The following is a 25,460-nucleotide window of genomic DNA, read 5'->3' on the forward strand; positions in this document are numbered from 1 at the left end:
ATCGCCCCCAAACCACATCAAAGAAGGGTCGATCACGGGGCGGTCGTTCACCGCCCCAACTCGCCCGGGAAAGCGGGGGTTCCCCGGTCTTTCCCTCACAGGTATGAAGATGGACTATTGGGGCAGGCATCTAGGGGCCGACCGCTCCATCCCCTCGGGAACCGGTCTCCCGCGCGAGTTGTGGTCGAGCGTGGTCACGCCCCCGGAGGCCGGTCACGGGGTTGTTTGATAAAACGAAGATCTTTTCTGGCCGACTTCTCCGGCGGCACCGGTGTGCCGTCGCTACCGTGAGATGCGATGATCGGACGAATTCCCATCCTTGACGTGCACCCGACGGTCGAGTGCGGGCGTTACCCCGCCAAGGCCGCCGCGGGCGAGACCTTCGAGATCTCCGCCACCGTGTTCCGGGAGGGACACGACGCGGTGGCGGCCGGCGTGGTGCTCACCGACCCCGACGGCACCCGCGGCCGGTTGCTGCCCATGGCCGAGCTGGCCCCGGGCACCGACCGGTGGGGGGTGGAGGTGGCCCTGCCCGACGAGGGCGCGTGGCACTTCCGCGTCGAGGCGTGGAGCGACCCGATCGCGACCTGGCTGCACGACGCGGGCATCAAGATCCCGCGGGACATGGACGCCGAGCTGATGTGCGAGGAGGGCGCCCGGCTCTTCGAGCGGGCCGCCCGTGCCGTACGGCCCGCCGACTGCCCCTCCGCCCCCGTGGCGTCCAAGGGCGCGAAGGGCGCCCGGAACGCGAAGACGGCCGGCCGTACGGCGGGGCGGGCCTCCTCGGGCGCGGCGGCGGCCTGCGGGCACCGCGCCGCGCTGCTGGAGGTCGCCTCCCGGCTGCGCGACCAGGCGGTGGACCCGCGCGCCCGGTTCGCGGCGGCCCAGTCGGCGGAGACGGCCGCGCTGCTGCGCGCGCACCCGCTGCGCGACCTGGTGACCCGTACCGGCAAGCGGGTGGTCAGGGTCGAGCGGCGCCGGGCGCTGTTCGGGTCGTGGTACGAGTTCTTCCCGCGGTCGGAGGGCGCGATCGTCCAGGAGGGCGTCGCGCCCAAGTCCGGGACGTTCAAGACCGCGGCCCTGCGGCTGCCGGCCGTCGCCAAGATGGGCTTCGACGTCGTCTACCTGCCGCCGGTCCACCCGATCGGGCACAGCTTCCGCAAGGGCCGCAACAACACGCTGACGCCCGAGCCGTACGACCCGGGCTCGCCGTGGGCGATCGGCTCGGAGGAGGGCGGCCACGACGCGATCCACCCCGACCTCGGCACCTTCGAGGACTTCGACGAGTTCGTGGCCAAGACCCGCGAGCTGGGCATGGAGGTCGCGCTCGACCTGGCGCTGCAGTGCTCGCCGGACCACCCGTGGGTCAGGGAGCACCCTGAGTGGTTCAACGTCCGCGCCGACGGCTCCATCGCCTACGCCGAGAACCCGCCGAAGAAGTACCAGGACATCTACCCGCTGAACTTCGACAAGGACCCCGAGGGGATCTACGCCGAGGTGAAGCGGGTGGTGCGGCTGTGGATGGACCACGGGGTGCGGATCTTCCGGGTGGACAACCCGCACACCAAGCCGGTGGCGTTCTGGGAGCGGCTGATCGCCGACGTCAACTCGACCGATCCGGACGTGCTGTTCCTGGCCGAGGCGTTCACCCGGCCGGCGATGATGCGCACCCTGGGCAAGGTCGGCTTCCAGCAGTCCTACACCTACTTCACGTGGCGCAATACGCGGGAGGAGGTGGAGAGCTACTTCACCGAGCTGTCCCACGAGACGTCGCACTACATGCGGCCCAACATCTTCGTCAACACTCCGGACATCCTTCACGAGTACCTCCAGCACGGGGGAGTCCCGGCATTCCGCATCAGAGCGATCCTCGCGGCGATGGCGATGCCGACCTGGGGCGTCTACGCCGGCTATGAGCTCGCGGAGAACGTCCCGGTTCGTCCAGGCAGTGAGGAATACCTCGATAGCGAGAAATATCAGTACAGACCTCGCGACTGGGCCGAGGCCGAGCGCGAGGGCCGTAGCCTGGCCCCGCTCATCACGCAACTCAATTTGTTGCGAAGAGCTCACCCGGCGCTCCAGGAACTGCGTAACCTACGGTTCCACAGCGTCGACCATCCGGACCTGGTCTGCTTCTCCAAGCGGCTGCCCGGTGCCTACGACACGGCCACACGACGGCACGGCCTGGGCGACGTGGTGCTGACGGTTGTGAATCTCGACCCATACCACACCCATGAGGCCACGGTGTCGCTCGACATGCCCGCCCTCGGTCTCGGCTGGAACGACGAGTTCGTCGTCGACGACGAACTGTCGGGCGAGTCGTACCACTGGCGGCAGGACAACTACGTGCGCCTCGATCCTCATGTCCGACCAGCACACATCTTCACTCTGCGTGCCCCGGCGAACCAGCGGTGAGCGGGCCGGAACACGCGGTACCGGTTGAAGAAGCGGGGAGTCCACTGGTGAGTCAGCCAACCGAGCCGATCCCGAACACCTTCGACGAGGAGAAGCCTCGGGACCCGTACTGGTTCAAGCGCGCGGTCTTCTACGAGGTGCTGATCCGGGGCTTCGCCGACTCCAACGGCGACGGCACCGGAGACATCCGCGGCCTGATCGAGAAACTGGACTACCTCCAGTGGCTCGGCGTCGACTGCCTGTGGCTGCTGCCGCTGTACGAGTCGCCGCTGCGCGACGGCGGCTACGACATCGCGGACTTCATGAAGATCCTGCCGGAGTTCGGCGACCTCGGCGACTTCGTGAAGCTGGTGGACGAGGCCCACAAGCGCGGCATGCGGGTCATCGCCGACCTGGTGATGAACCACACCAGCGACCAGCACCCGTGGTTCCAGGCGTCCCGCCACGACCCCGAGGGCCCGTTCGGCGACTTCTACGTCTGGAACGACACCGACGAGCGCTACCAGGACGCCCGGATCATCTTCATCGACACCGAGGCGTCCAACTGGACCTACGACCCGGTGCGCGGCCAGTACTACTGGCACCGTTTCTTCTCCCACCAGCCGGACCTCAACTACGAGAACCCCGACGTCCAGGAGGCCATGCTGGAGGTGCTGCGGTTCTGGCTGGACCTCGGCATCGACGGGTTCCGGATGGACGCCATCCCCTACCTGTTCGAGCAGGACGGCACCAACTGCGAGAACCTGCCCAGGACGCACGCCTACCTCAAGCGGGTCCGGGCCGAGGTGGACCGCCTCTACCCCGACCGGGTGCTGCTGGCCGAGGCCAACCAGTGGCCGGCCGACGTGGTGGAGTACTTCGGCGACCCGGCCACCGGCGGCGACGAGTGCCATATGGCGTTCCACTTCCCGCTGATGCCGCGCATCTTCATGGCCGTGCGTCGGGAGTCGCGCTACCCCATCTCGGAGATCCTGGCCCAGACGCCGAAGATCCCCGAGCACTGCCAGTGGGGCATCTTCCTGCGCAACCACGACGAGCTGACGCTGGAGATGGTCACCGACGACGAGCGCGACTACATGTACTCCGAGTACGCCAAGGACCCCCGGATGCGGGCCAACGTCGGCATCCGGCGGCGCCTGGCGCCGCTGCTGGAGAACGACCGCAACCAGATCGAGCTGTTCACCGCGCTGCTGCTGTCGCTGCCCGGCTCCCCCGTGCTCTACTACGGCGACGAGATCGGCATGGGCGACAACATCTGGCTCGGCGACCGCGACGGCGTCCGCACCCCGATGCAGTGGAGCCCCGACCGCAACGCCGGGTTCTCCAACTGCGACCCGGGCCGGCTGTACCTCCCGCTCATCATGGACCCGATCTACGGCTTCCAGGCGATCAACGTCGAGGCCCAGCAGAAGAACTCCGGTTCACTGCTGCACTGGACCAAGCGCATGATCGACATCCGCAAGCGGCACCCGGTGTTCGGCCTCGGCGACTTCACCGAGCTGAACTCCTCCAACCCCAGCGTCCTCGCCTACGTGCGGGAACTGGGCGACGACCGGATGCTGTGCGTCAACAACCTCTCGCGGTTCCCGCAGCCGGTGGAGCTCGACCTGCGCCGGTTCGAGGGCTCGGTGCCCGTGGAGACGATGGGCGGAGTTCCTTTCCCCCCGATCGGCGAACTTCCGTATCTTTTGACGCTTCCTGGGCATGGGTTCTACTGGTTCACCCTGCCGCCCGTACCCCAGGAGGCGTAAGGCCGTGTTGACGGAGCTCCTTGCCGGATGGATAGCGCATCAGCGATGGTTCGCCGGTAAGGGGCGGCCGATAGACGAGCTCGACGTCGAGTCCGACGTCGAGCTCGCCCCCCGCCTCCGTCACCTCATCCTCCGCGTCCGCCAGGGCGACGACGTCGACCGCTACCAGCTCCTGCTCGGCACCGACGGCGACACCTCCGGCCGGTTCGGCCACGTCCGGATCGGCGAGGGCTACTACGACGCGGCCCACGACGCCGACCTCACCTGCGTCCTGCTGGACGGGATGGCCGAGGACCGCGACACCGGCCCGCTGCGCATGCGGCACCTGCCGGGCACCGACATCGACACCTCGCTGCGCAGCCTGGTGCTGGGCGCCGAACAGTCCAACACCTCCCTGGTGTACGGCGAGACCTACATCTGCAAGCTGTTCCGCCGGCTGATCCCCGGCGTCAACCCCGAGCTGGAGATCGTCCGCGCCCTGGCCGCCCGCGACGCCCGGCACATCGCGCGGCCGTACGGCTGGATCGAGGCCGACCTGGACGGCGAGCCGACCACGCTTGCGATCACGCAGGAGTTCCTGGCGACCGCCAACGACGGCTGGGCCCTGGCGCTGGCCAGCGTCCGCGACCTCTACGCCGGCCTCACCTCCTCGGCCTCGGAGGCGGGCGGCGACTTCAGCGCCGAGTCCTACCGTCTCGGCGTGGCCACCGCCGAGGTCCACCGGGAGCTGGCCGAGACCTTCCCGACCTCGGTGATGGAGGCCCACGAGGTCAAGCAGCTCATCGAGGACCAGCGCCGCCGCCTGGCCCAGATGGTCGAGGAGGTGCCCGAGCTGGGCCGCCACGCCCACGTGGTCCAGGAGGCCTACCAGCGGGTCGCCGACACCGCCCGCGAGATCCCGGTCCAGCGGGTCCACGGCGACTACCACCTGGGCCAGGTCATGCGCACCCCGACCGACTGGATCGTCCTCGACTTCGAGGGCGAGCCCGGCCAGCCCCTGGAGGAGCGCCGGGCCCTGTCCTCGCCGCTGCGGGACGTGGCGGGCATGCTGCGCTCGTTCGACTACGCCGCCCGCCACCTGCTGGCCGGCCGGCCGCGGGCCGAGGAGCTCTACCCCCGGGCCGTGGAGTGGGCCGAGCTGAACCGCTCGTCCTTCCTCGCCGGATACTCCGCGGGCGGCGGGCGTCTCCAGGCCCAGGACGCGGTCCTGCTGCGGGCCCTGGAGATGATGAAGGCGGTCTACGAGGTCGGCTACGAGGCGCGCAACCGCCCCGCCTGGCTGCCCATCCCGATGGCCGCCTTCCAGACCGGGCGCTGACCACCGGGCCTCTCCGGAAATCCCTTCCAGGAATCCCTCGAACACCTCGGAAATCATCCCGAACTCACCGCCCCGGGCGGTCGTCTCACCAGTGGGTGACGACGTGAGCCGGACCTCCCGGCTCACGTCGCGGATGAGAATCGCTCAGGCGAGAACGGGGTGGCAGGAATGGGAAAGAACCGCTTACTCGGCGTCGTCGCGGCCTCGGCGGTCATCGCGTCGGGACTCGCGCTCATGTCCGCGCCCGCGGACGCGTCGGCCGTACGGGGGTCGGCCGCGAACGCGTCGATCACGCAGGCGGCGGGCGCGAACGCGACGGCCGCGCGACTGGCGGGCGCCAAGCGGATCCAGATGGTCGAGTTCAACCTGTGCCTCGACGTCAAGGACTTCAACACGGGCAACGGCGCGAGGGTCCAGCTGTGGAGCTGCAACAGCAACGCCAACCAGCTCTGGACCAGGTACGGCGACGGCACGATCCGCAGCGCGCTCAACGGCAAGTGCCTCGACGTCAAGGACTTCAACCCCAGGGTGGGCGCGGTGGTGCAGATGTGGAGCTGCAGCGCCGCCTCGAACCAGCGCTGGTACTCGGGCGGCTCGAAGTACGGCAGGGGCGGCTACCAGACCATCCGCAGCAGCCTGAACGGCTTCTGCCTCGACGCCAAGGGCAAGGGGCACCGCCTGGGCACGCCCATCCAGATGTGGAGCTGCAGCTCCGAGTGGAACCAGTCCTTCCGCTGGATCTGACCGCCTTCTCCGGTGCCCGTGGCGCCGCGCTCGCGGCATCACGGGCACCGGGCTCACCGGTGGTCAGGCGCGGGCGCGGCGCCACGGGCACCGGGCTCACCGGTGGTCAGGCGTGGGCGCGCAGCGCCGCGGCGAACCACTCGAATGCCGCGACCTGGGACGGAAACGGCGGGCGGCCGTGGAGGACGCCCATCAGCTCCCAGTACCGCTCCACCCGCCGGTCGGTGAACAGCTCCACCTGCTCGGCCAGCCGGATCCACTCCGCCGCGGGCACGTCCACGCCGGCGATCCGCTCCAGCACGGCCCGGCCCCCGGCCGAGGCGGGATCGATCCCCGCCTCGGCGGCGGCCCCGGCGTGCTCCGCCACCGACGCGGCGTCGTAGGACGGGGACTGCTCCGCCGCCGCGCCCGCCGTGGCCATCTCCCGGACGCGACGCCGGAAGTCCTCGTCCCCGGCGAGCGTGGCGAGTTCGACCCAGGCGTCCACCTGCTCGTCGGTCGGGTCGTCCGGCAGCTCCGCCGGCAGCTGCCGCATCGCCCCCGCGATGCCCGCCCCCGGCGCGTCGGCGGGGACGCCGGCGAAGGCGCCGTCGACGAACTCGTCGATGATCCGCTGCCGTTCCCCCGCCGACAGCCGTGCCATGTCGTTCATGAGCCTCATCTCCTCGATCGTGCTTCCTCTGCGCGCGACCGACCGCAGCACCGCGCGCCGCAGGCGCAGGATGCGGATCTCCGCGTCCAGCGCCTCGGCGTGGGCCCTGGCGACGTCGGCGACGCCGCCCTGCCGGGCCAGCACCGACCGGACCGTCTCCAGGTCCAGCCCCAGCTCGCGGAGCGTCCGCACCAGGTCCAGCCGGGCCACCGCCTCGGCGTCGTAGAGCCGGTACCCGCCGGTCGAGCGGCCGGTCGGCGGCACGACGTCGATGTCGGACCAGAAGCGGATGGTGCGCACCGGCAGGCCGGTACGGCGGGCGAGCTGTCCGATGGTGAACAGCTCCTCGTGGTCGTTCACAGGATCAGCCTGGACCTTCCAGTGACTGGAGACTCAAGCCGATTCTCCACCGCTCAGAGCGCCCCGGCGTCCCGGGCGGTGTGGACGGTCGGGTGGATCGGGCGGAAGCCCAGCTCGCGCCGGATCTTCGCGGTGTCGACGATTCCCTCCCACGGGTCGTCCAGCGCCCGGTCCGCCATCCCCTCCGGGATCGGCTCGCCGTTGAGCCGGAGCAGCTCCAGCGCGGTGACGGGCGCGTCGTCGGCCACGTTGAACGTCTCGCCGTCCACACCGCGCGCCGAAAGCGCCAGGATCAGCGCCTGGGCGACGTCGGCGTGGTGGACCATGTGCAGGCGCTTGTGCGCGGCCCAGCCGCGCGCCCAGTGGAGCGACTCGGCGAGATGCGGGTCGCCGTCGCCGTAGACGAAGGACAGGCGGAGGACGCGCAGCGGCAGCCCCTCGGCCCGGTGCATCTCGCCGAGCACCCTCTCGGCCTCGGCCTTGCTGCGGGGGTAGGCCCCGGCGGGGCCGGAGATCTCGTCGGTCTCGGCGGCGGGCCGGCCCCGGCCCGCGGCCCTGTCGGGACCCGCGCCGTGGATGGAGTCCGAGCCGTAGACGAGGTTGGTGCTGGCGTGGACGAACCGGCCGACGCCGGCCCGGAGCGCGGCGGCGGCCAGTTCGACCGTGGCGGCGTGGTTGACCGCGACGGCCTCCTCGTCGGGGACGCCCCGGAAGGCCGCGCCCAGGTGGACGACCGCCTCGGCGCCCTTGAGCGCGGCGGTCAGGTCGCCGGTGTCCCGCAGGTCGCCGACGGCCACCTCGGCGCCGAGCCGGGCGAGCGGCTCGGCCCGTACGGCGTCGCGGACCAGCACGCGGACGGCTCGGGTCCGCTGGAGCAGCCGGGGGACGAACCTGCTGCCGACCCGGCCGGTCGCTCCGGTGACGAGAACGGTCATGGGGGGCTCCTCGCTGTGAGTCTCGCTGTGGGTGTCGCTGTGGGTGTGGGTGGTCGCTCCGCGGGTGTTCCGCCGCGTCGCCGGGCGTCCCGACGCACCCGAACGTCCGGCGACGCGGCGGGCGTCCCGACGTGCCGGGGCGTTCTCGCCGGCGCTCGGGGAGCGCCGGAGGCACCGCTCGAAGCTCCGCCGTCCCGAACGATAACAGATAGTTTGATACATCCAACATTGTCATGCATCCAACATTTGGATGCATGCCATGGACGTACCATGGTCGCCATGGAACGACGGGACCCTGAGCAGGACGAACAGCTCAGGTCGGAGATCTGGGAAGCCCTGTACGACTTCTTCATGGCTGAGCACGAGCGCACCCTGGAGGCCGTCGCCGGGCTGGGCGTCAGCCCGGGAGACCTCAAGGCCCTCATCCGGCTGGCCCCGGGCCCCGGAGAGCCGATGCGCGCGCTCGCCGACATGTGGCGGTGCGACGCCTCGACCGTGACCTGGATCGTCGACCGGCTGCAGAAACAGGGCTACGTCGAGCGCCGCCCCCACCCGACCGACCGGCGCGTCAAGGTCGTGGCGCTGAGCGACGCGGGCGAGGAACTGCGCGACCGGATCCTCCGCCGCTTCTACCGGCCGCCCGCCGTCCTGTCGGAGCTCTCCCCCGGTGAGCTGGCGGCACTGCACCGGGTGGCGGCCCGTCTGGCTCCGCCCGAGGACCGGGAAAGCACATAAGCGAAAAATCACCGCAATATCGACTGATATCTGAAAACAGTCTCCTCTTTGACGAGCATTCGTCACACTCTGGTTGTCATCGCGCACGGAACGCTTCCTCCCCCCACCCCGGTCTCCGCCGTACAGGGGCCTGGTCGACCGTCCCGCGTGGTGGCCACCGAGCCGTTCTCCGCCGCGCAGGCGGCACGAAGGAGGAGACATGTCCCCCCAGACAGGCGTCGCGCCGGGCCGTACCCGCCGGACACCCCTGTTGGCAGGCGTCCTGCTGGCGCTGCTGGCCGCCACCGTCCTGACCGGCCCGCGGGCCGCGGCCGCCGCCACGACCACCATCGGGCAGCCGGGGCACATCACGCTCACCGCCCCGACGACGGTCGACGCCGGCGGCGAGGCCCTGCTGGATCTCAACTACACCAACGTCTCCGGTCTCCCGGTCGACTCGGCCACGGTGACCGTCACCTTCGCCCCCGAGGCCGACGGCAGCCTCAGCGCGGGCAGCTTCTCCTGGTGGTCGCCCGACCCCGAGCACCACACCGACACGGTCGTCGGGAACGCCGCGAACCGCACGATCACCGTCACCCTGCGCGACCTCGCGCCCGGCGCCGCGAACCGCACCGTGGTCTACGTCCCGTTCAAGAGCACCGCGGCCGGCCAGGCGCCCCTGAGCGCCACCCTCGTGGAGACCACTCCGGAAGTGCCCGCCACCACCGACCTCGGCGGCCTGACGATCGCCGCCGTCTCCTCCGCGAACCTCTCCGTCTCGCTGGACGCCTCTCCCAAGGGGCTGGGCGTCTCCCACGCCACCTTCACCGCGACCGTCACGAACCGGGGTCCCGCCGCCACGACCGCGGCGCGGCTGCGCTTCACCTACCCCTCCGCGTTCACCGGGCCGAGCGCCCAGGGCTGCGCCGTGGACACCGCGGCGCGCACCGTCACCTGTGACCTCGGCGCCATCCCCGCGGGCGGCTCGGTGACCAGGTCCATGGGCCTCTACACCCGGCTCCTCGTCATCAGCGGCCGCCTCACCGTGACCGCCTCCCGCCTCGACAGCGCACCCGCCGACCCCCAGCCGTCCGACGACACGGCGTCGGCCACCTGCACCGCCCTCACCGGTCTCCTCGTCCGCTGCTGACCCCGCCCGCTCCTGCGGCGTGCCCGCCCCGTACGGCGGGCACGCCGCGTCCACCCCCCGGTCACATGCGGAAACATGGTCGTCACATTACGCAACCGTCCGTGAAGATCGTGGTTGGCTGGCCGCCATGATGTTGACCAAGGGTCTTGCCGCGATCGGAGTGGCGGTCGCGGTCGCCGGGGCACCGGCGTGGACGGGTACGCAGGCACGGACAGGCGAGCAGGCGTGGACGGACGTCCGGGCGTCGACGAGCGCGCCGGAGCGGACGGACGCGCAGGCGCTGGAGAACGCGTCGGCGAACGCGGCGGCGCAGCCGGGCGCGCAGGCGTTGACGAGCGCGCCGACGTGGACGAGCGCGCCGACGTGGACGGACGCGCAGGCCGCGGGCGACGCACCCGACACGATCGCGCGGGTCGAGGCCTACCTCGACAGCGTCCGCCACGAGCCCGGCAGGCTCGGGGAGTTCGTCGCCGACCTGCCCAAGGGCGCCGACCTGCACACGCACCTGTCGGGCGCCGTGCCCACCGGATATCTGCTCAACTCCGCCGTGCGGGGCGACCTGTGCGTCGACACCGCGTCCCTCACCGCGTCGGCGCCGCCGTGCCGCGACGGGCAGCGGCCGGCGCGCGACGCGGTCACCGACCCGCGTTTCGCCGACGACATCGTGCGCGCCTGGTCCATGCGCGGCTTCACCCCCGGCAAGGAGTCGGGCCACGACCACTTCTTCTCGGCGTTCGGCAGGTTCGGGGCCGCGACCTCCGACAAGGGGGAGATGCTCGCGCTGCTCGCCGCGCGGGCCGCCGCCCAGCAGGAGTTCACGCTGGAGGTCATGCTGTCCCGCCAGTCGGGGGCCGTCCAGGACCTCGTCAAGAAGGCCGGCGGCAGCGCCTCCGACCTGGCCGGCCTGCGCGACCGGCTGCTCGCCGACGGCGCGATGGCGGGCATCGTCAAGGCGGCCCGCGCCGACGCCGACACCGACATCGCCCGGATGCGCAAGGACCTGCGCTGCGACGACGGGGACGCCGATCCCGGCTGCGCGCTGCCTCTGCGTTTCCTCCTCCAGGTCACCCGCACCGCCCCGCCCGAGGTGGTCTTCGCCCAGATGCTGCTGGGCTTCGAACTGGCCAAGGCCGACGAGCGCTACGTCGGCGTCAACCTCGTCGCCCCCGAGGACGACCCGGTCGCGCTGCGCGACTACCGGCTGCACATGCGCATGCTCGACTACCTGCGCGGCCTCTACCCGGAGGCGCACATCAGCCTGCACGCCGGTGAGCTGACCCCCGGCCTGGCTCCGGACGCGGACCTGAGGTTCCACATCCGCGAGGCCGTGAAGACCGGCCACGCCGAGCGCATCGGGCACGGCGCCGGCATCGGCGGCGAGGACGACCCGGCCGGGCTCATGGCCGACATGGCCCGCGGGCACGTCCTCGTCGAGATCGCCCTCACCAGCAACTGCCAGATCCTCAAGGTCTGCGATGACGCGCACCCGTTCGCGGAGTACCGCAGGGCGGGCGTGCCCGTCGCCCTCGTCACCGACGACGCGGGCATCGAGCACACCGACCTGAACGGCGAGTACCTCCGGGCGATCACCCAGTACGGCCTGCGCTACGCCGACCTGAAGACCCTGGCCCGCACCGCCCTCGACCACAGCTTCCTCCAGGGCGCGAGCCTCTGGCGGGCTCCGGACGACCACACCCCGGTGCCGGAGTGCGCGGGCTCCCCGCTCGGCGGGGAGCCGGCTCCGTCATGCCTGGCCGTACTGAAGAAGAGCCCCAAGGCGGCGGCCGAGTGGCGGCAGGAGGGCGCCTTCACCGCCTTCGAGGACCGCTACGACGGCTGACCCGTCCACCCCGCCGATCCCACGCGCGCCGCCCACCGGGCATCCATGCGATGCCCGGTGGGCGGCCCTTTCCGTGTAGGCCGTCCACGGAGCCGCCTCCAGCCGGTTCCCCTGATCGGATCCGCTCTCGATCGCCTTGCGCCGGTTCGTCGCCTCCATCGCGTCGGAGGCAAAGGCAGAAAACCACCTCCTTGCTGCTGACTTAATGCCAGGGTTAAGCTATGGATGGGGGCTGGATGGCAGATCGTACTGGTTGCCGAGGTCGCCGAATGGTACGACCGGTTGTGCCAGGACGACTGGGAGAGTGCCGAGCAGGTGGAGAACGCCGTGGACATGCTGGCGCAGGTCGGGCCGACACTCGGCCGGCCACTGGCCGATCGCGTCAAGGGGGCCGACAACCACCACCTCAAGGAGCTGCGGCCCGGTTCATCGCGGAGAAGTGAGATCCGCATCCTGTTCGCCTTTGATCCGACACGCCGAGCGGCGCTACTTGCGGCAGGCGACAAGGCCGGTAATTGGGATCATTGGTATTACGTAAATGTGCCGCTGGCGGAGAAACGGTACGCCGAGCATGTAGCAGAGTTAGCGACCAGGGAGTACGAATGAGCACGGTCGACTGGGACGAGGTGAAGCGACGGGCACGGGAGCGGCGCCAGGCCGCGGGGCTGCCCGTGCAGTCGGAGGCCGAGAAGTCGGCCGCGATGGAACGTCTCACCGCGGAGGTCAGGGCGTACAGGCTCGCGGAGATACGGCGCGAGCAGGATCTGACGCAACGCGACGTCGCTGACACCATGGGGGTCTCCGGTCCACGGGTCTCGGCCATCGAGCACGGTGAAGTCGACCGCGTCGAGGTGGCGACTCTGCGGTCCTATGTCGAGGCCCTCGGTGGACGGCTCCGTGTGGTCGCGGACTTCGACGACACCGAGTACACCGTCGCCTAGCTTCTGAGGAAGCCATGGTCGGCCGGGGATATATCGGTGGATATCCCGGCGTCGGCGCGGCAGGATCCTTCCTGCCCCCGGGAACGACCCTCGGGGGACGGCCCTCCGGCCGCCGCACTGCACGACCCCGGCGAGGACGGCGGAACCTCGCCCGGGGCCCCGAGGAGATCCCCCATGGAAGCGATCCTGCGCGCGGCGAGCGAGGCGGCGGGCGTCGAGCTGTCCGATCCGGTCGATCTGGGCGGCAACCCCCGCAGCACAGTGCTGCGCTGCCGTACGGCCGGCGGGGGGAGCGTGGTCGTCAAGGCGTACGCCGCCGAACCCGACGCGCTGTACGGCTTCACCGCGGAGGCCGCCGGGCTCTCGCTGGGCCTGGCCGGTCCCGAACTGCTGGGCGTGGACCCCGCCGTCCCGCTCGTGGTGATGTCCGACCTTGGGACCGCGCCGACCCTCGCCGACGTGCTCCTCGGAGACGACCCCGAGGACGCCGCCGACGGGCTGCTGGCCTGGTCGGGCGGGCTCGGCCGGCTCGCCGCCGCGTCGGTGCCCCGTCGGGCCGACTTCACGGAGCTGCGGGCCCGGTACGGCGGGCTCATGGCGGACCGGGCCCGGCACGGCGCGCCCCCGGTGGAGGACGAGCCGTGGATTCCGGCGCTCGCCCCCCGGCTGTCCGAGCTGCTCGACGAGCTCGGCCTCGCCGCTCCGCCCGGGCTGGCCGAGGACCTGGCGCTGGCCGGGACGGTGGAGCACGACGAGTACCCGGCCTTCACCCCGGGTGACACCTGCCCCGACAACAACCTGCTCACCGACGACGGTCTCCGGCTGATCGACTTCGAGTCGGCGGCCTACGAGTCGGTCTTCCTGACCGCCGCGTACTGCCGGATGCCCTTCTCCTCCTGCTGGTGCGTCTTCACCCTGCCGGACGGCATGGCCGAGAAGATCGAGGAGACGTACCGGGCGGAGGTCGTCACGATCTACCCGGCGCTGGCCGACGACGCGGTGTGGAACGCCGGGGTCCGCCGGGCCGTCGCCGTCTGGACGGCGCACACGACGACGTTCCTGCTGCCCCGGGTGACGGAGGAGGACCGGCTCATGCACCGGACCCGGCGGCCGGTGGCGACGATGCGGCAGGTGATCCGGCACCGCTGGGAGACGGCGAGCGCGCTGACGGAGTTCCCGGCGTTCGCCGAGACGATGCGCCTGCTGCTGCGCGAGGTGGCCGGCTCGTGGAAGGTGACCCCGCTGCCGGGCTATCCGGCGTTCGGCGGCTGAGCCGGCCCGCCGGGAGGGGGCTTCCCTCCCTGCCCGGCCCGCCCTGCCCGGCCCGCTGAGTCGGCCCGCCGGGGGCTTCCCGCTCCGCCCGGCCCCACGACCGGCGCCGTCGCGGTCGGACCGGCCGCGATCGGGCCGGTACGACCGCTCGGGGCGGGTCGCCGTCGCGTCGTCAGCGGGTCCTCGCCACCTCGGCGGCGATCGCGCGGAACGCCGTCAGGGTCTCGCCCTGGTCCGCCGGCTGGGACAGTCCGCCGTCCCCCTCGCCCGGGGAGCCGGAGGCGGACGACTTGACGATGACGACCCGCTTCCCGGGCGAGACGTAGATGTACTGCCCGCCGAAGCCCGCGGCCATGAAGTCGCCCTCGCCGCCATCTCCGAGCCACCAGTGCAGGCCGTAGCCGGGGTTGAAGGAGGCGGAGGGCCTGGTCGACTCCCTGACCCAGGAGGCCGGCACCACCTGGCGGCCGTGCGCCTTGCCGCCGTTCATGTAGAGCAGGCCGAACCGGGCGAAGTCGCGGTCGGTCGCGTAGTAGCAGCAGTAGCCGAGGCTGTCGCCGTCGCCGTCATGGGTGAGGCGGGCGGTGGACTCCATGCCGGCGGGCTTCCAGATCTTCTTCTCGACGTAGTCGTGGTACGGCACGCCCGTCGCCCGGCTCACCAGCCTGGCGAGCACGAAGGAGTTCATGCTGGTGTACTCGAACCTGGTGCCGGGCTTCCAGCCGTTCACCCGCCGCGCCGCCAGATCCTTGACCGACCGGCCACGCAGGGCCGCCAGATGCACCTTCGGCACGTCGGTCTTCTCGTCCCACTCGATCCCCGACGACATCCGCAGGAGGTCGCGGATGGACACGCCGTCGTAGCCCGAGCCCTTCAGCTCGGGAAGATACCTGGTCACCGGGTCGTCGATCGAGCGGATGCGCCTCTCCCGCAGGGCGATGCCGACCGCGGCCGAGGTGAAGGACTTCCCGACCGACCATGACTGGAAGCGCGTGTCGCGGCCGGCGTCCCTGTACCGCTCGTACACGATCTTCTGGTTGTCGAGCACGACGAATCCGTCGGCCTTCGAGCGGGTGAGGAAGTCGTCGAGGGTGTACGTCCTCCCGTCGAAGGTGTAGCTGACGGAGAGCTTCCGGGGCGCGCTGCGCAGCGTGACCGGTTTCCCCGACGGCCACACGAGGTCGGACGCGGCCGGCGGCTCGGCGGGGGCCTGCCGTACGGATGACGGAACCGGCACCGCGGGCGCCTGCCGTACGGACGACGGAGGAACCGGCGCCGCCAGCGCGGGGGCCGCCGGGACGGCGAACGCCAGGGCGGCCGCGGCCGCGCAGACGGCGAGGAGTCTCTTGGGCATTCCAGCGCTCCAGGGGAATGGTCGGATCAGGATACGGAGACACAGAGGGAGCGGACTCGGAATGCCCGGCTCCCGGCCGGACATGATGGCGGGGTTTCATGGCAGTTCTCTGGCAAGCCTTCCGACGAGCCGCGCACGCGCGGTCCCGCCTCGTCATCGGCGGCGCGTACCCCCGGTACGGCGAGCCGTGCACGCGAGGTCCCATCCGGGTCCGGGCGTCTCCACCGGCCGGCCGTCACTCCAGCCAGGACCGGGTTCCGGCCGTCCCCGTCGTCCCCGTCGTCCCTGTCGTCTTCACCGTCCTCGCCGTCTCCGCCGGACCGCCGTGGCTCATCGGAAGCCGTACCTCGATCCGGGTCCCGGAGGTGGAACCCGGTTCGGCCACGGCGGCGGTGCCGCCGTGCAGCGCCGCCTGCTGGCGGACCAGGGTGAGGCCGAGCCCGGAGCCGGGACTGCCCGCGCGGCGGTGGAAGCGGGTGAAGACCCGCTCCCGGTCGGCCGGGGCGATCCCGGGCCCGCCGTCCCGGACGGAGAGCACGGCGGTACCGCCGTCGGCGGACAGGGTGACCGTGACCTCGGCGCGGCCGTGGCCGTCGGCGCCGTGGACCGCGGCGTTGTCGAGCAGGTTGTCGGCGATCACCCGGAGCCCCTCCGCCCATCCCCGCACGGGCACGTCGTCCGCCGTCGAGACGGTGATCACGGCATGGGGGTGCCGCCGCCGGGCGTCCTCGGTCGCGGCCGTCACGACCTCGGTCAGCTCCACGTCGGTGAAGGTCGCGGGATCCAGCAGTTCCCCCTGCGCCAGCCGCCGCAGCATCGTGATCAGCCGGTGCGTCCGGCCGTGCTCCGCGGCCAGGTCCGCGACGATCTCGGACCGCTCCCGCGGGTCGAGTCCGGGGTGTCCGAGGAGGGAGAGATTGGTGCCCATGCTGGTCAGCGGGGTGCGCAGCTCGTGCGCCGCGGTGGCCGCGAAGGCGCGGGCGGCCTCCAGCGCCTCACCGGTACGCGCGACCGCCGCGTCACGCCGGTCCAGCAGCCGGTTGAGCACCTGGGCCAGCTCGTCGATCTCGGCGACCCCGGAGGTGGTCGCCAGCCGGGTCCCCGCCCGCGGCGGCAGGTCGATCGTCCGGGCCTGCCGGTGCAGCGCCGCCAGCGGCCGCACCGCGAACCTGCCGAGGCCGAACCCCGCGACGGCGCCCGCCGCCGCCGCGAGCAGCGTGGTGACCGCCAGCCGCCGTCGGAGCAGCGCGAGCTGTCCGGCGAGGCGCTCGTCCGGCTCGAAGACCGACAGCCGGGCGCTGCGGCCCTCCACCCCCAGGGCGGCGGTCACGAACCGCCATCGCCGCCCGTCGGCGACGAGGTCGGCCGGGCCGGCCGTACCCGTGCCCGTGCCCGGCGGCGCGGCCGTACCGGTACCGGTGCCCGGCGGCGCGGTCGGCGCGTCCCCGATGACGAGCGGCTCGGCGCCGGCGACGTCGAGGCGGATACCGCCCACGCCCTCGGCTCCGGCCGCGGCGGCGGCGAGCCGCTGCCTGAGGAAGTCGGGGGGAAGCTCGGGCAGGACCCGGGCCCGCCACGAGTACGCGGAGGCCGTCGGCTCCAGCGCCCGCAGCCGGGCCGTGAGCTGTCTGTCCCGCTCGGCGCGCAGGTCACCGGAGACCAGGTTCAGCACGAGCACCCCGGCCAGCAGCACCAGGAGCGGCACCAGGACGGCGAAGAGGAGGGCGAACCGCGTGGACAGCTTCTTGGGGACGGGTCGTACGGCAGGGAATCTCACGGGACGGATCGTGCTGCACGACACCCCGTGGAGGCGAGCCGTACGGCGCGGAATCCCACCACGTTCCGCGCGGCGCGGGACCTCATGGCGTTCCGCGCGACACGGGACCTCATCGCGTTCCGCGCGACACGGGACTCACGGGGACGGGTCGCGCAGTACGAAGCCGACGCCGCGCACCGTGTGCACCATGCGCGGCTCGCCCCCGGCCTCCAGTTTGCGCCGCAGGTATCCGACGAAGGTGTCCACGGCGTTGCCGGTCACCTCGAACTCGTATCCCCAGACCCGCTCCAGCAGCACCGGCCGGGACAGCACGATGCCGGCGTTGAGCGCCAGCACCTCCAGCAGGTCGAACTCGCGTCTGGTCAGCCCGACCTCGCGGCCGTTCACGGTGACCCGGCGGGCCTGCGGATCGACGGTCAGCGGGCCCACCCGGACCGCCGTACCGGGGAGGCGACCGGCCCGGCGCAGCAGGGCGCGCAGCCGCAGCACCAGCTCCTCCAGCTCGAACGGCTTGACGACGTAGTCGTCTGCTCCGGCCGCCAGCCCGGCGACCCGGTCGGTCACCTCGTCCATGGCCGACAGCATCAGCACCGGTGTCTGCCAGTCCCGGGTCCGCAGGCGGGCGCACACCTCGATGCCCGACAGGCCGGGCATCGACACGTCGAGGACGACCGCGTCCGGCGCGGCGTCGCGGGCGAGCTCCAGTGCCCGTTCCCCCGAGTCCGCGGTCTCCACGTCGAAGCCCTCCAGGGTCAGGCCACGCCGGAGGGAACGCAGGATCGCCGGGTCGTCGTCGACGACGAGGATTCGGTATCGGGCCATCGGAACGCTCTCGTACGCGGTGTCGGGGGCGGCGCGCGGGTTCACCGAGGGCCGGACCTCCCGGAACCTCGCGATGCCCCGGGGTCCTCCCGGCCGAACCGCACGCGAACGGCCGCCACCCGGTCGTCCGAAGTCCAGGAGGAACCTCAAGAACCGCGTGGGGCCCGTGATCGACAGCGTAGGCCCTGACGCCCTCATCCGGGCGTCAACGGACTGAAAGGGCTCAGTCGCCGGTGGAGCCGTTGACGGTGTAGTTGAACGCGACGTCGCCGGGTGTCGTGACCTTCTCCTCCGGAGGGGAGACGATGGGGGTCTGGGTGCCCCAGTCGGTCAGGCGGGCGTCGCTGACGTGGACGACGTCGCCGGTGACGCCCTTGCGGCGCGGCTCGGTCCACGAGCTCCACGCGCGGCGCACGAGGTGGTCCTGCCCGAGCCAGACCCGCCACGAGAGCTTGGCCTTCAGACGGGCGGCGTCGAGGGGCGCGCCGGAGGCGAGGCGCAGGCCGGGGAGTGCCTTGCGCAGCCCGGCGAAGGTGATCTTCCCCTGGTAGAGGGTGGTGCGGACGCCGTCGTAAGTCCCGCCGGAGTGCTTGGACACGGCGGTGGCGAGCAGGGCCCTGACCACGGCCGGGTCGTCGAGCGCCAGGCTGCCGGACGCGAGCCTGGGGCGGGCCGCGTCCGCGGAGACGACCCACTCCTTGCCCGCGGGCAGGGTCGGGAAGAGCGCCCCGGTGCCGTAGGCGCGGTCGGCGAAGGAGATCCACCGCGTGGTGCCGTCCGTCGAGTCGGTGGCGACGATCCGCCCGCCGCCGAACCGGGCGACGCCCTCGGTCCGCGAGACGGTCCTGCGGCCGCGGTCCGACCCGGAGACGACCGTGTCGGTGAGGGTCTCGGCGAACTCCACGCCGCGGCTGCCGGCGAGCTGGCGCTTGAGCGCGTCGGCCGCGCCGGAGGCGGTGGAGGCGGTGGCGGCACCGGAGACGGTGGCGACGGTGGAAACAGCGGCGGAGGCGGTGGGGGCTGGGACGGCCTGGGCGTTCGCGACGCCTCCGAGTCCGATGGCGAGAACCGGGGCCGTCAGCGCGGCGGCCGTCACGGCGAGTCGCCGTCCCCTCGAAGTGGCCTTCATCGAAAGCGCCCTTTCCTATTGTCAACTACCGTCGTCCGGCGAAACCGGCGCTTGATCTTCCCAATCAAAGATCACAATACGGTCACGGCAGGTTTAACCTTTCCGTCACGTGACATCCCGTCGAAACCTCGTCACGCCTCATGTCCGTAGATCCGCGCCAGATCGACCAGGACGACGTCGTCCGCCTCCCGGGCCACCTCGTGCAGCCCATCGTTGAAGCCCGCGCCACTGAAGCAGATCAGGCGGGTGCCGGCGGTGTCGTAGCGGCCGGATTCGGCGACGAGAGAACGGATGCGCCGGAGCCGGTCGATGTGTCCCATGCCCATCGTGTCGTTCAGCTTGGCCTCGCCGATGGCCAGCAACGGGGCCTTTCGCCCGTCCGCGATGCCGACGACCGCGACGTCGATCTCGTGACCGGTACGGGATCGGGGATCGTGGACGACCCCCTGGCCGACACGGGCGGGCAGGCCGCCGAACAGATCGGGATCGGCGTGGTGCAGCGCCCATTCCCGGCAGATCTGCTCGAAGTGCGGCCCGAGGACGTTACTGGCGAAACGCCGACGGCTGGCCTGCCAGACCCGCTCCGCCGATCCAGGGCGTTCGAGCTGGTCCCAGACCGGGCGCATGATCGCGTGGTGGAAGGCGATCAGCGGCTCCGCGATGCGGTAGGTGGATCGGTTCTCCCGGAAGACGTCCGCCTCCCGGCGCAGCAGACCGGCGTCCTCCAGGACGTTGATGGGGTGGGCGATGTCGACCGCCTTGCGCTCCAGATATCCCGCCATCCCTCCCCGGGTGGTGTTGCCGTCCGCCACCGCGGCGAGAACCGACAGGTACAGGGCGGTGTCCCGCAGGTCGGGCTCCTCTGCCAGCAGGTAACGGGCCTCGCGGAACAATGGCGTCTCCGGATTCAGGACCGTCCGCACCACCCAGGCGTCGAAGTCCTCAGGACCTCTCGGGGAGTCGCCGCGGGCGAACTCGCGCCGGTAGGCGGGGGTGCCGCCCACCACCGCGTTGACCTTCAGGGCCAGGAGCGGATCCGAGATGCCCCAGAACTCGGCGGCGAGCCGGTGGTCGAGGGTGCGCACGACCAGTTCCAGACCCGCCCGGCCGCGCAGCGGGGCGTTGCCGGACAGCAGCCTGCCCATGAAGGACAGCGCGGACCCGCACAGCAGCAGGCGTGTGCGCGAGGCGGTGCGCTGCTCGCGTAGCGGCCGGAACGCCTCCTGGATCAGGGAGGGTAGTTCCGGATTGGCGCGGGCGAGGTAGGGGAACTCGTCGATCACCACGGGGGTGGGCCGCTCCCGGCCCAGATCGAGCAGGACGTCGATCGCCTCACCCCAGTTCGCGAAGTGGAACGGACTCGCCGGCCGTACATGCTCGGTCAGCGCGGCACCGATCCGTCGCAGCGACTCGGCGTCCGTGGCCTCCGTCGCCCCGAAGTAGAACCCTCCGGCGGCCCGGCACGCCGCGTCGAGCAGGAAGGTCTTGCCCTGGCGGCGGCGCCCGGAGACGACTCCGAGGGTGGCGCCGGGCTGCGGGTCGGCGATGAACCGTGTCAGCGCCGCCCATTCGTGCACCCGGTCGAACATCTCCACCGGTCTGTCCATCTCCACCCGCCATTTTGTAGGGGTTCAGTTTATAGAACTGTACCCCTACAAAATTGTGAGACGCGGAAGACACGGCGATCCCAGTACGGCATGAGATGGTCCTGCCGCCCGGGTCGCCCGGGTCGCCCGGTTCAGGTCCGGCGGGCGATGGTGACGATCACGCGGCTGTCGCCGGCGACGGGGCCGCGGAACCAGTCGCCGTACTGCTCCTCCACGGCGAGACCCGCCTCGGCCAGGAAGACGTTCAGAGTCGGCACGTCCAGGAAGCGCAGGCTCGTCCGGTCGACGCGCAGGACGGCGCCGTCCGGCTCGGCGGTCGTCTCGGTGAACGTCACGACGTCGCCGGCCACCGACTCGACCTCGTGCCACACGCGCAGGGCCCGACCCGAGGCGTCCACGACGTCGGCGGGATTGCCGGGGTTCCAGTCCTCCCAGGCCCGCGCCTGCGGGTGACGCGTCTCGAACGCGAACCGGCCGCCGTCGCGCAGCGCCGTACGGATCGCGGTCAGCGACGCGCGCAGTTCGTCGTCGTCCACGAGGCACTGGAACGCGTTGCTCGTCATCGTCGCCAGGTCGAACTCCCGGTCCCAGGAGATGTCGGCGGCGGTGCCCTCGTGCCACTCGACGTCGGTCCGCCGCCGGGCCCGCTCCAGCGCGGCGCGGTCCGGGTCGATCCCGGCGAGCCGTCCGGAGTGCCCGCTCTCGCGGGCGTGGCGCAGCATCGAACCGGTGCCGCAGCCGACGTCGAGCACGGCGTCGGCCGCCATCACGAGGTCGTCGTAGAAGGCGTCGGAAGGGTACTTGGCGGCGTCCCAGGGATTCGTCAGGTCGTACAGCGCGGCGGCGTCTGCGTCGGAGAACATCCGGGCAGTATTCACCGGCCGCGACCCGCGGCCAACCGGTTATCCGCCGTACGGCCCGGCTCCCGGGGTGCGGCTCTCGGCTCCCGGGGCTTGACTCCCGGGGCTCGGCTCCCGGGGCTCGGCTCCCGGGGCTCGGCTCCCGGGGCTCGGCTCCCGGGGCTTGACTCCCGGGGCTCGGCTCCCGGAACCCGCGGGGCGGGATACGGGAGGTAACGCGTCCGGTCATGGTCGCCCGGCGGGAAGCGGCGGACCATGCGAGAGAGACCGTCCGGCAGCGGCCGCTGAACGCACAAAACCAGCAATACCGATCAACAGGACAATGCGCCGTCCGGCCCGACCGGAGGCGTCACATCGATTACCCTTCGCAGTTACAGGTCAACAATCCGTAAAGAAGGCGCTCATGGGACGACGACGGACCACCGTGGCGGTCGCCGCCGCGGGGCTGGTGTCCGCCGCGGTGGCGGCGGTGCTGTTCCTGCCCGGCGAGCAGGGGTCGCAGGCCGCGCGGACGGCGGTGCGGACGCCCGCCCCCGGAGACCCGCTGACCGGTCAGGAGGTCGCGCTGGCGAGCGCGGTGGCCTCGGCCGGCTCGCGGGCCCACATGGCCGCCGGCCGGGTCGATCTGCTCTACGTCGAACGCGACGACGACAAGGACGCCGAGGAGCGACGCCAGGCCGACGCCTACCTGTACGACTACGGGTCCGACCGGCTCATCGTGCGGAAGGTGGACATCGGCCTGCGGAAGGTCGTGGAGGAGACGGTGAAGCAGGGTGTGCAGCCGCCTCCCTCCAAGGTCGAGGAGTCACGGGCCGTCGGGCTGCTGCTGGCCGACCCCCGGTACGGCCCCGTCGTACGGCGGTCCTTCGCCCAGGCGGGTGGCCGTGAGCTGCGGTCGCCGTCCGACCTGGGCGTGCGGGGGCTGATCTTCACCCCGGCGCAGGAGGAGGCCGGCGGGGCCGCGCAGTGCGACACGCACCGGTGCGTACGGCTGTTCGTCCGGCTTCCCGACGGCACCTGGCTGGACACCAGCCGGATCGTCGTCGACCTGTCCGCCAAGAAGATCCACACCCTGGAATGGTGACCGTGCCCCTCCCCCCGGCCCTCCCCCGTCTCCTCACCCTCCCGGCGCCCCGGCCCCTCACCCGCGGGGCGTCCGGGCTCCTCACCCGCGGGGCGTCCGGGCTCCTCACCCGCGCGGCGTCCGGGCTCCTCACCCGCGCGGCGATCCGGTCACCGCTCCGGCGGAAGCCTGGGGCCTCGTCCCGGCGGGCGTTCCGGTCCGGCGTGCTCGGGGCACTGCTCCTCCCCCTCGCGCTGCTTCCCGTCACCGGCGGGCGGACCGGCGCGCAGGCGGCGGTCACCCGGACACCGGCCGCCGCGCAGGCTCCGGCCGCGCAGTGCGGCACGCCGTACCGGATCGACCAGGCCCTGCCGAACGGCGCGCGCTGGCAGATGTGCTGGGAGATGCGCAACGTCGAGGGGCTGACGCTGAACAAGGTCGTCTACACGCCCAGGGGCGGCCGGCAGGTCAGCGTGCTGCGCACCGCCGCGCTGGCCCAGATCCACGTGCCCTACGACAGCGGCACCCCGCGCTACCACGACATCGGCGCCCTCGGCGCCACCGCCGTCCCGCTCCAGGCCGCCGACTGCCCCGGCGGCGAGCGGCGCGGGCAGTTCGTCTGCGTGACGACCCGGCCTCGCGGCCACGCCTACCTCAAGGGCGGCGACGGGGAGCCGGCCAGGACGGCCCAGGGGCGCGAGCTGGTGGTGTTCTCCGCCTTCCAGGTCGGCTGGTACACCTACCTCGTCGAGTGGGGCTTCTCCGACGACGGCGCGATCACCCCCCGGGTGGGCGCGACCGGCGCGCTGTCGGGGTTCACCACCACCCCCGAGCACGGCTGGCCCATCGGGGTGGGCCGCGCGACGTTCGAGGAGAGCCACAGCCACAACATCTTCTGGCGCCTCGACTTCGACATCCAGGGCAGGCAGGACGACGTCGTCGAGCAGTACGACTTCTCCGGGTCCGGCACGGCCAAGCGGAAGATCTCCCACACCGCGTTCACCCGGGAGGGCAAGGCCGTCAACAGCCCGATGCGCTGGTGGCGGGTGGTCGATCCCCAGGTCCGCAACGCCGACGGGCACCCCGTCTCCTGGGAGATCAACAACACCGAGAGCTCCCAGTACCGCGGTCCGGCGAACGAGAAGTTCACCCAGGCCGACCTCTACGTCACCCAGTACCGCGCCTGCGAACGGCTGGCGACCACCAACCCCTCACCCGGCTGCGCCACGTCCGTGGACCGCTACGTCAACGGGGAGCGGATCACCGACCCGGTGGTCTGGGTCAACGTCGACTACCACCACGTCGCCCGCGACGAGGACGGCGACACCATGCCGACCCACTGGCAGGGCTTCCGCATCACACCCCGCGACGTGACGGCCAAGAACCCCTACTGAGCACCGCTTCCCCGAACCGGGCGGTTCCCGCCGAGACGACGCGAACCGCCCCGGCACGTCGGCCGAGAGCGCGGCCGGGACGGCGGGAGCCGCTCCGGCACGTCGGCCGAGGGTGCCGCCGAGACGACGTGAATCGCTCCGGCGCACCAACCGGCGGTGCGGCGAGGACGACGCGAACCGCCCGGCGCGTCAGCCGAGGGTACGGCCGTGGCGGTCTCGGGCCTTGAGGCGGACGGTGGGCATCACCGGCGCCGGGAGCGGATCGTCGTCACAACCGTCCACCGTGCCGAATCGGCGGTCGCCCCGCATCCACTCGTCGCGGGCCCGGAGGATCTCCTCGTGGGTGCGTCCCACGAAGTTCCACCACATCACCAGCGGTTCCTCGAACGGCTCGCCGCCGATCAGGAACAGCCTGGTCTCCCCGGCGGCCTCGACGGAGATCTCGGAGCGTCCCCGCCCGAGATACAGCAGCGAACCGGGCGCGAGGGCCGTTCCGGGTTCCGCAGATACAGGGGGTTCCGGGACCGTGCCGGGTTCCGAGGACACGCGGGGTTCCAGAGAGCCGCGGAGTTCCGGGGCCGTGCCGGGTTGCGAGGACGCGCGGGGTTCCGGGGCCGTGCCGGTGACGGTCGCGGCGCCGGACATGACCAGGACGGCGTTCTCGAACGCCGGGTCCAGCGGGATCCGGCACCGTCCGCCGGCGGGCAGCAGCACCTCCGCGCCGACCAGCGGGGTGTGCACCAGCGCGGGCGACCGTACGCCGCCCAGCTCGCCCGCCACGACGGTGACGGTCGCGTCCCCGTCGCGCAGCGTCGGCAGGGCAGGGTGGTGCTCGAAGCGGGCCTCGCCGTGGCGGGCGTCCTCGGGCAGCGCGATCCACAGCTGGAGCCCGTGCATGACCGGCGGATGGTCGGGGGGCGACTGTTCGGAGTGGGCGATGCCGTGGCCCGCCGTCATCAGGTTGAGCTGTCCCGGCGTGATCGGCTGGGCGCTGCCGAGGCTGTCGCGGTGCATGATCTCGCCCTCGACCAGCCAGGTGACGGTCTGCAGGCCGGTGTGCGGGTGCGGGGCGATCTGCATGCCGGGCCGGCCCGCGACGTCGTCCGGACCGAAGTGGTCGACGAAGCACCAGGCTCCGACCATGCGGCGCGGACGCTGCGGCAGCAGCCGCCGCACCGTGGTGTAGCGGCCCAGCGGCACGTCATGCCCGGGAAGGAGGACGCTCTCCGGCTCGGGCACCTCGGCGACCGCGCAGCCGTACACCGCCTGGTCCGCGTCTCGACCGGGATCGCTCATCTCGGGTTCGGTCCTTCCGGCTGTGGGGTCGGGCGCCGGGCCGGAACCCCGCGCATCGACGCGAGG

21 protein-coding genes are annotated in these 25,460 nt (G+C 71.9%); 12 read left to right on the forward strand and 9 right to left on the reverse strand.

Annotated features, from left to right (window positions below; genetic code table 11):
- Window positions 1–297 precede the first annotated feature (297 nt).
- The 4 genes from ACZ6W9_RS29165 (at window position 298) to ACZ6W9_RS29180 (ending at window position 6,228) form a co-directional block, all read left to right on the forward strand.
- A complete protein-coding gene (locus ACZ6W9_RS29165; protein ID WP_389959626.1) occupies window positions 298–2,415 on the forward strand; it encodes an alpha-1,4-glucan--maltose-1-phosphate maltosyltransferase in 2,118 nt (705 codons plus the stop codon).
- A gap of 47 nt (window positions 2,416–2,462) precedes the next feature.
- Window positions 2,463–4,166 (forward strand): maltose alpha-D-glucosyltransferase, encoded by a 1,704-nt coding sequence (gene treS, locus ACZ6W9_RS29170; protein WP_389959623.1) that lies wholly within the window; start codon window positions 2,463–2,465, stop codon window positions 4,164–4,166.
- Between the two features lie 4 nt (window positions 4,167–4,170).
- Complete coding sequence (locus tag ACZ6W9_RS29175; protein ID WP_389959620.1) at window positions 4,171–5,484, forward strand: maltokinase N-terminal cap-like domain-containing protein; 1,314 nt, start codon at window positions 4,171–4,173, stop codon at window positions 5,482–5,484.
- A gap of 168 nt (window positions 5,485–5,652) precedes the next feature.
- Window positions 5,653–6,228, forward strand: a complete 576-nt coding sequence (locus ACZ6W9_RS29180) for an RICIN domain-containing protein (RefSeq protein WP_389959618.1) — start codon at window positions 5,653–5,655, stop codon at window positions 6,226–6,228.
- A 106-nt stretch (window positions 6,229–6,334) separates the two neighbouring features.
- Here ACZ6W9_RS29180 and ACZ6W9_RS29185 read toward each other — a convergent pair whose 3' ends face one another.
- Together ACZ6W9_RS29185 and ACZ6W9_RS29190 are read right to left on the reverse strand one after the other, a co-directional pair.
- Window positions 6,335–7,240 carry a helix-turn-helix domain-containing protein gene (locus ACZ6W9_RS29185; RefSeq protein WP_470120602.1) on the reverse strand — a complete coding sequence of 302 codons (906 nt, stop codon included), beginning with the start codon at window positions 7,238–7,240 and terminating at the stop codon, window positions 6,335–6,337.
- Window positions 7,241–7,293: 53 nt separating this feature from the next.
- Entirely contained in the window at window positions 7,294–8,175 is an 882-nt protein-coding gene (locus tag ACZ6W9_RS29190; RefSeq protein ID WP_470120604.1) for an NAD-dependent epimerase/dehydratase family protein, read from the reverse strand.
- A 279-nt stretch (window positions 8,176–8,454) separates the two neighbouring features.
- Between ACZ6W9_RS29190 and ACZ6W9_RS29195 the strand changes: the two genes are divergently transcribed.
- The 6 genes from ACZ6W9_RS29195 to ACZ6W9_RS29220 all read left to right on the forward strand — a co-directional run bounded on the left by ACZ6W9_RS29195 (window position 8,455) and on the right by ACZ6W9_RS29220 (window position 14,092).
- A complete protein-coding gene (locus ACZ6W9_RS29195; RefSeq protein WP_389959612.1) occupies window positions 8,455–8,910 on the forward strand; it encodes a MarR family winged helix-turn-helix transcriptional regulator in 456 nt (151 codons plus the stop codon).
- A gap of 199 nt (window positions 8,911–9,109) precedes the next feature.
- Window positions 9,110–10,039, forward strand: coding sequence for a hypothetical protein (locus ACZ6W9_RS29200; RefSeq protein WP_470120606.1), 930 nt, complete (start codon window positions 9,110–9,112; stop codon window positions 10,037–10,039).
- 127 nt (window positions 10,040–10,166) lie between these two features.
- Entirely contained in the window at window positions 10,167–11,879 is a 1,713-nt protein-coding gene (locus ACZ6W9_RS29205) for a hypothetical protein (protein ID WP_470120608.1), read from the forward strand.
- A 225-nt stretch (window positions 11,880–12,104) separates the two neighbouring features.
- Entirely contained in the window at window positions 12,105–12,485 is a 381-nt protein-coding gene (locus tag ACZ6W9_RS29210) for a type II toxin-antitoxin system RelE/ParE family toxin (protein ID WP_389959603.1), read from the forward strand.
- Entirely contained in the window at window positions 12,482–12,820 is a 339-nt protein-coding gene (locus tag ACZ6W9_RS29215; RefSeq protein ID WP_389959600.1) for an XRE family transcriptional regulator, read from the forward strand. Before ACZ6W9_RS29210 ends, ACZ6W9_RS29215 begins: the two co-directional genes overlap by 4 nt.
- A gap of 174 nt (window positions 12,821–12,994) precedes the next feature.
- Window positions 12,995–14,092, forward strand: a complete 1,098-nt coding sequence (locus ACZ6W9_RS29220) for a hypothetical protein (RefSeq protein ID WP_389959597.1) — start codon at window positions 12,995–12,997, stop codon at window positions 14,090–14,092.
- Between the two features lie 172 nt (window positions 14,093–14,264).
- Here the strand turns inward: ACZ6W9_RS29220 and ACZ6W9_RS29225 are convergent, their stop codons facing one another.
- From ACZ6W9_RS29225 to ACZ6W9_RS29250, 6 genes are all read right to left on the reverse strand, one after another.
- On the reverse strand, window positions 14,265–15,446 hold the full coding sequence (locus ACZ6W9_RS29225; RefSeq protein WP_389959594.1) for a serine hydrolase domain-containing protein: 1,182 nt from the start codon (window positions 15,444–15,446) through the stop codon (window positions 14,265–14,267).
- Between the two features lie 235 nt (window positions 15,447–15,681).
- Window positions 15,682–17,223, reverse strand: coding sequence for a sensor histidine kinase (locus ACZ6W9_RS29230; protein WP_470120612.1), 1,542 nt, complete (start codon window positions 17,221–17,223; stop codon window positions 15,682–15,684).
- A gap of 135 nt (window positions 17,224–17,358) precedes the next feature.
- Window positions 17,359–18,045 carry a response regulator transcription factor gene (locus tag ACZ6W9_RS29235; protein WP_470120614.1) on the reverse strand — a complete coding sequence of 229 codons (687 nt, stop codon included), beginning with the start codon at window positions 18,043–18,045 and terminating at the stop codon, window positions 17,359–17,361.
- A gap of 223 nt (window positions 18,046–18,268) precedes the next feature.
- On the reverse strand, window positions 18,269–19,174 hold the full coding sequence (locus tag ACZ6W9_RS29240; protein ID WP_389959585.1) for a hypothetical protein: 906 nt from the start codon (window positions 19,172–19,174) through the stop codon (window positions 18,269–18,271).
- Between the two features lie 131 nt (window positions 19,175–19,305).
- The gene (locus ACZ6W9_RS29245) at window positions 19,306–20,781 is read right to left on the reverse strand and encodes an AAA family ATPase (RefSeq protein ID WP_389960309.1); all 1,476 of its coding nucleotides are present in this window, start codon (window positions 20,779–20,781) and stop codon (window positions 19,306–19,308) included.
- 131 nt (window positions 20,782–20,912) lie between these two features.
- Complete coding sequence (locus ACZ6W9_RS29250; protein ID WP_470120616.1) at window positions 20,913–21,644, reverse strand: class I SAM-dependent methyltransferase; 732 nt, start codon at window positions 21,642–21,644, stop codon at window positions 20,913–20,915.
- A 400-nt stretch (window positions 21,645–22,044) separates the two neighbouring features.
- On the opposite strand from ACZ6W9_RS29250, the gene ACZ6W9_RS29255 reads away from it, so the two are divergent.
- The gene (locus tag ACZ6W9_RS29255) at window positions 22,045–22,725 is read left to right on the forward strand and encodes a hypothetical protein (RefSeq protein ID WP_389959582.1); all 681 of its coding nucleotides are present in this window, start codon (window positions 22,045–22,047) and stop codon (window positions 22,723–22,725) included.
- Between the two features lie 203 nt (window positions 22,726–22,928).
- Window positions 22,929–24,098, forward strand: a complete 1,170-nt coding sequence (locus tag ACZ6W9_RS29260; RefSeq protein WP_470120618.1) for a copper amine oxidase — start codon at window positions 22,929–22,931, stop codon at window positions 24,096–24,098.
- 189 nt (window positions 24,099–24,287) lie between these two features.
- On the opposite strand, the gene ACZ6W9_RS29265 is transcribed toward ACZ6W9_RS29260, so the two are convergent.
- The gene (locus ACZ6W9_RS29265) at window positions 24,288–25,394 is read right to left on the reverse strand and encodes a pirin family protein (protein WP_389959577.1); all 1,107 of its coding nucleotides are present in this window, start codon (window positions 25,392–25,394) and stop codon (window positions 24,288–24,290) included.
- Window positions 25,395–25,460 lie beyond the last annotated feature (66 nt).

The organism is Streptosporangium sp. NPDC053982 (assembly GCF_055585205.1).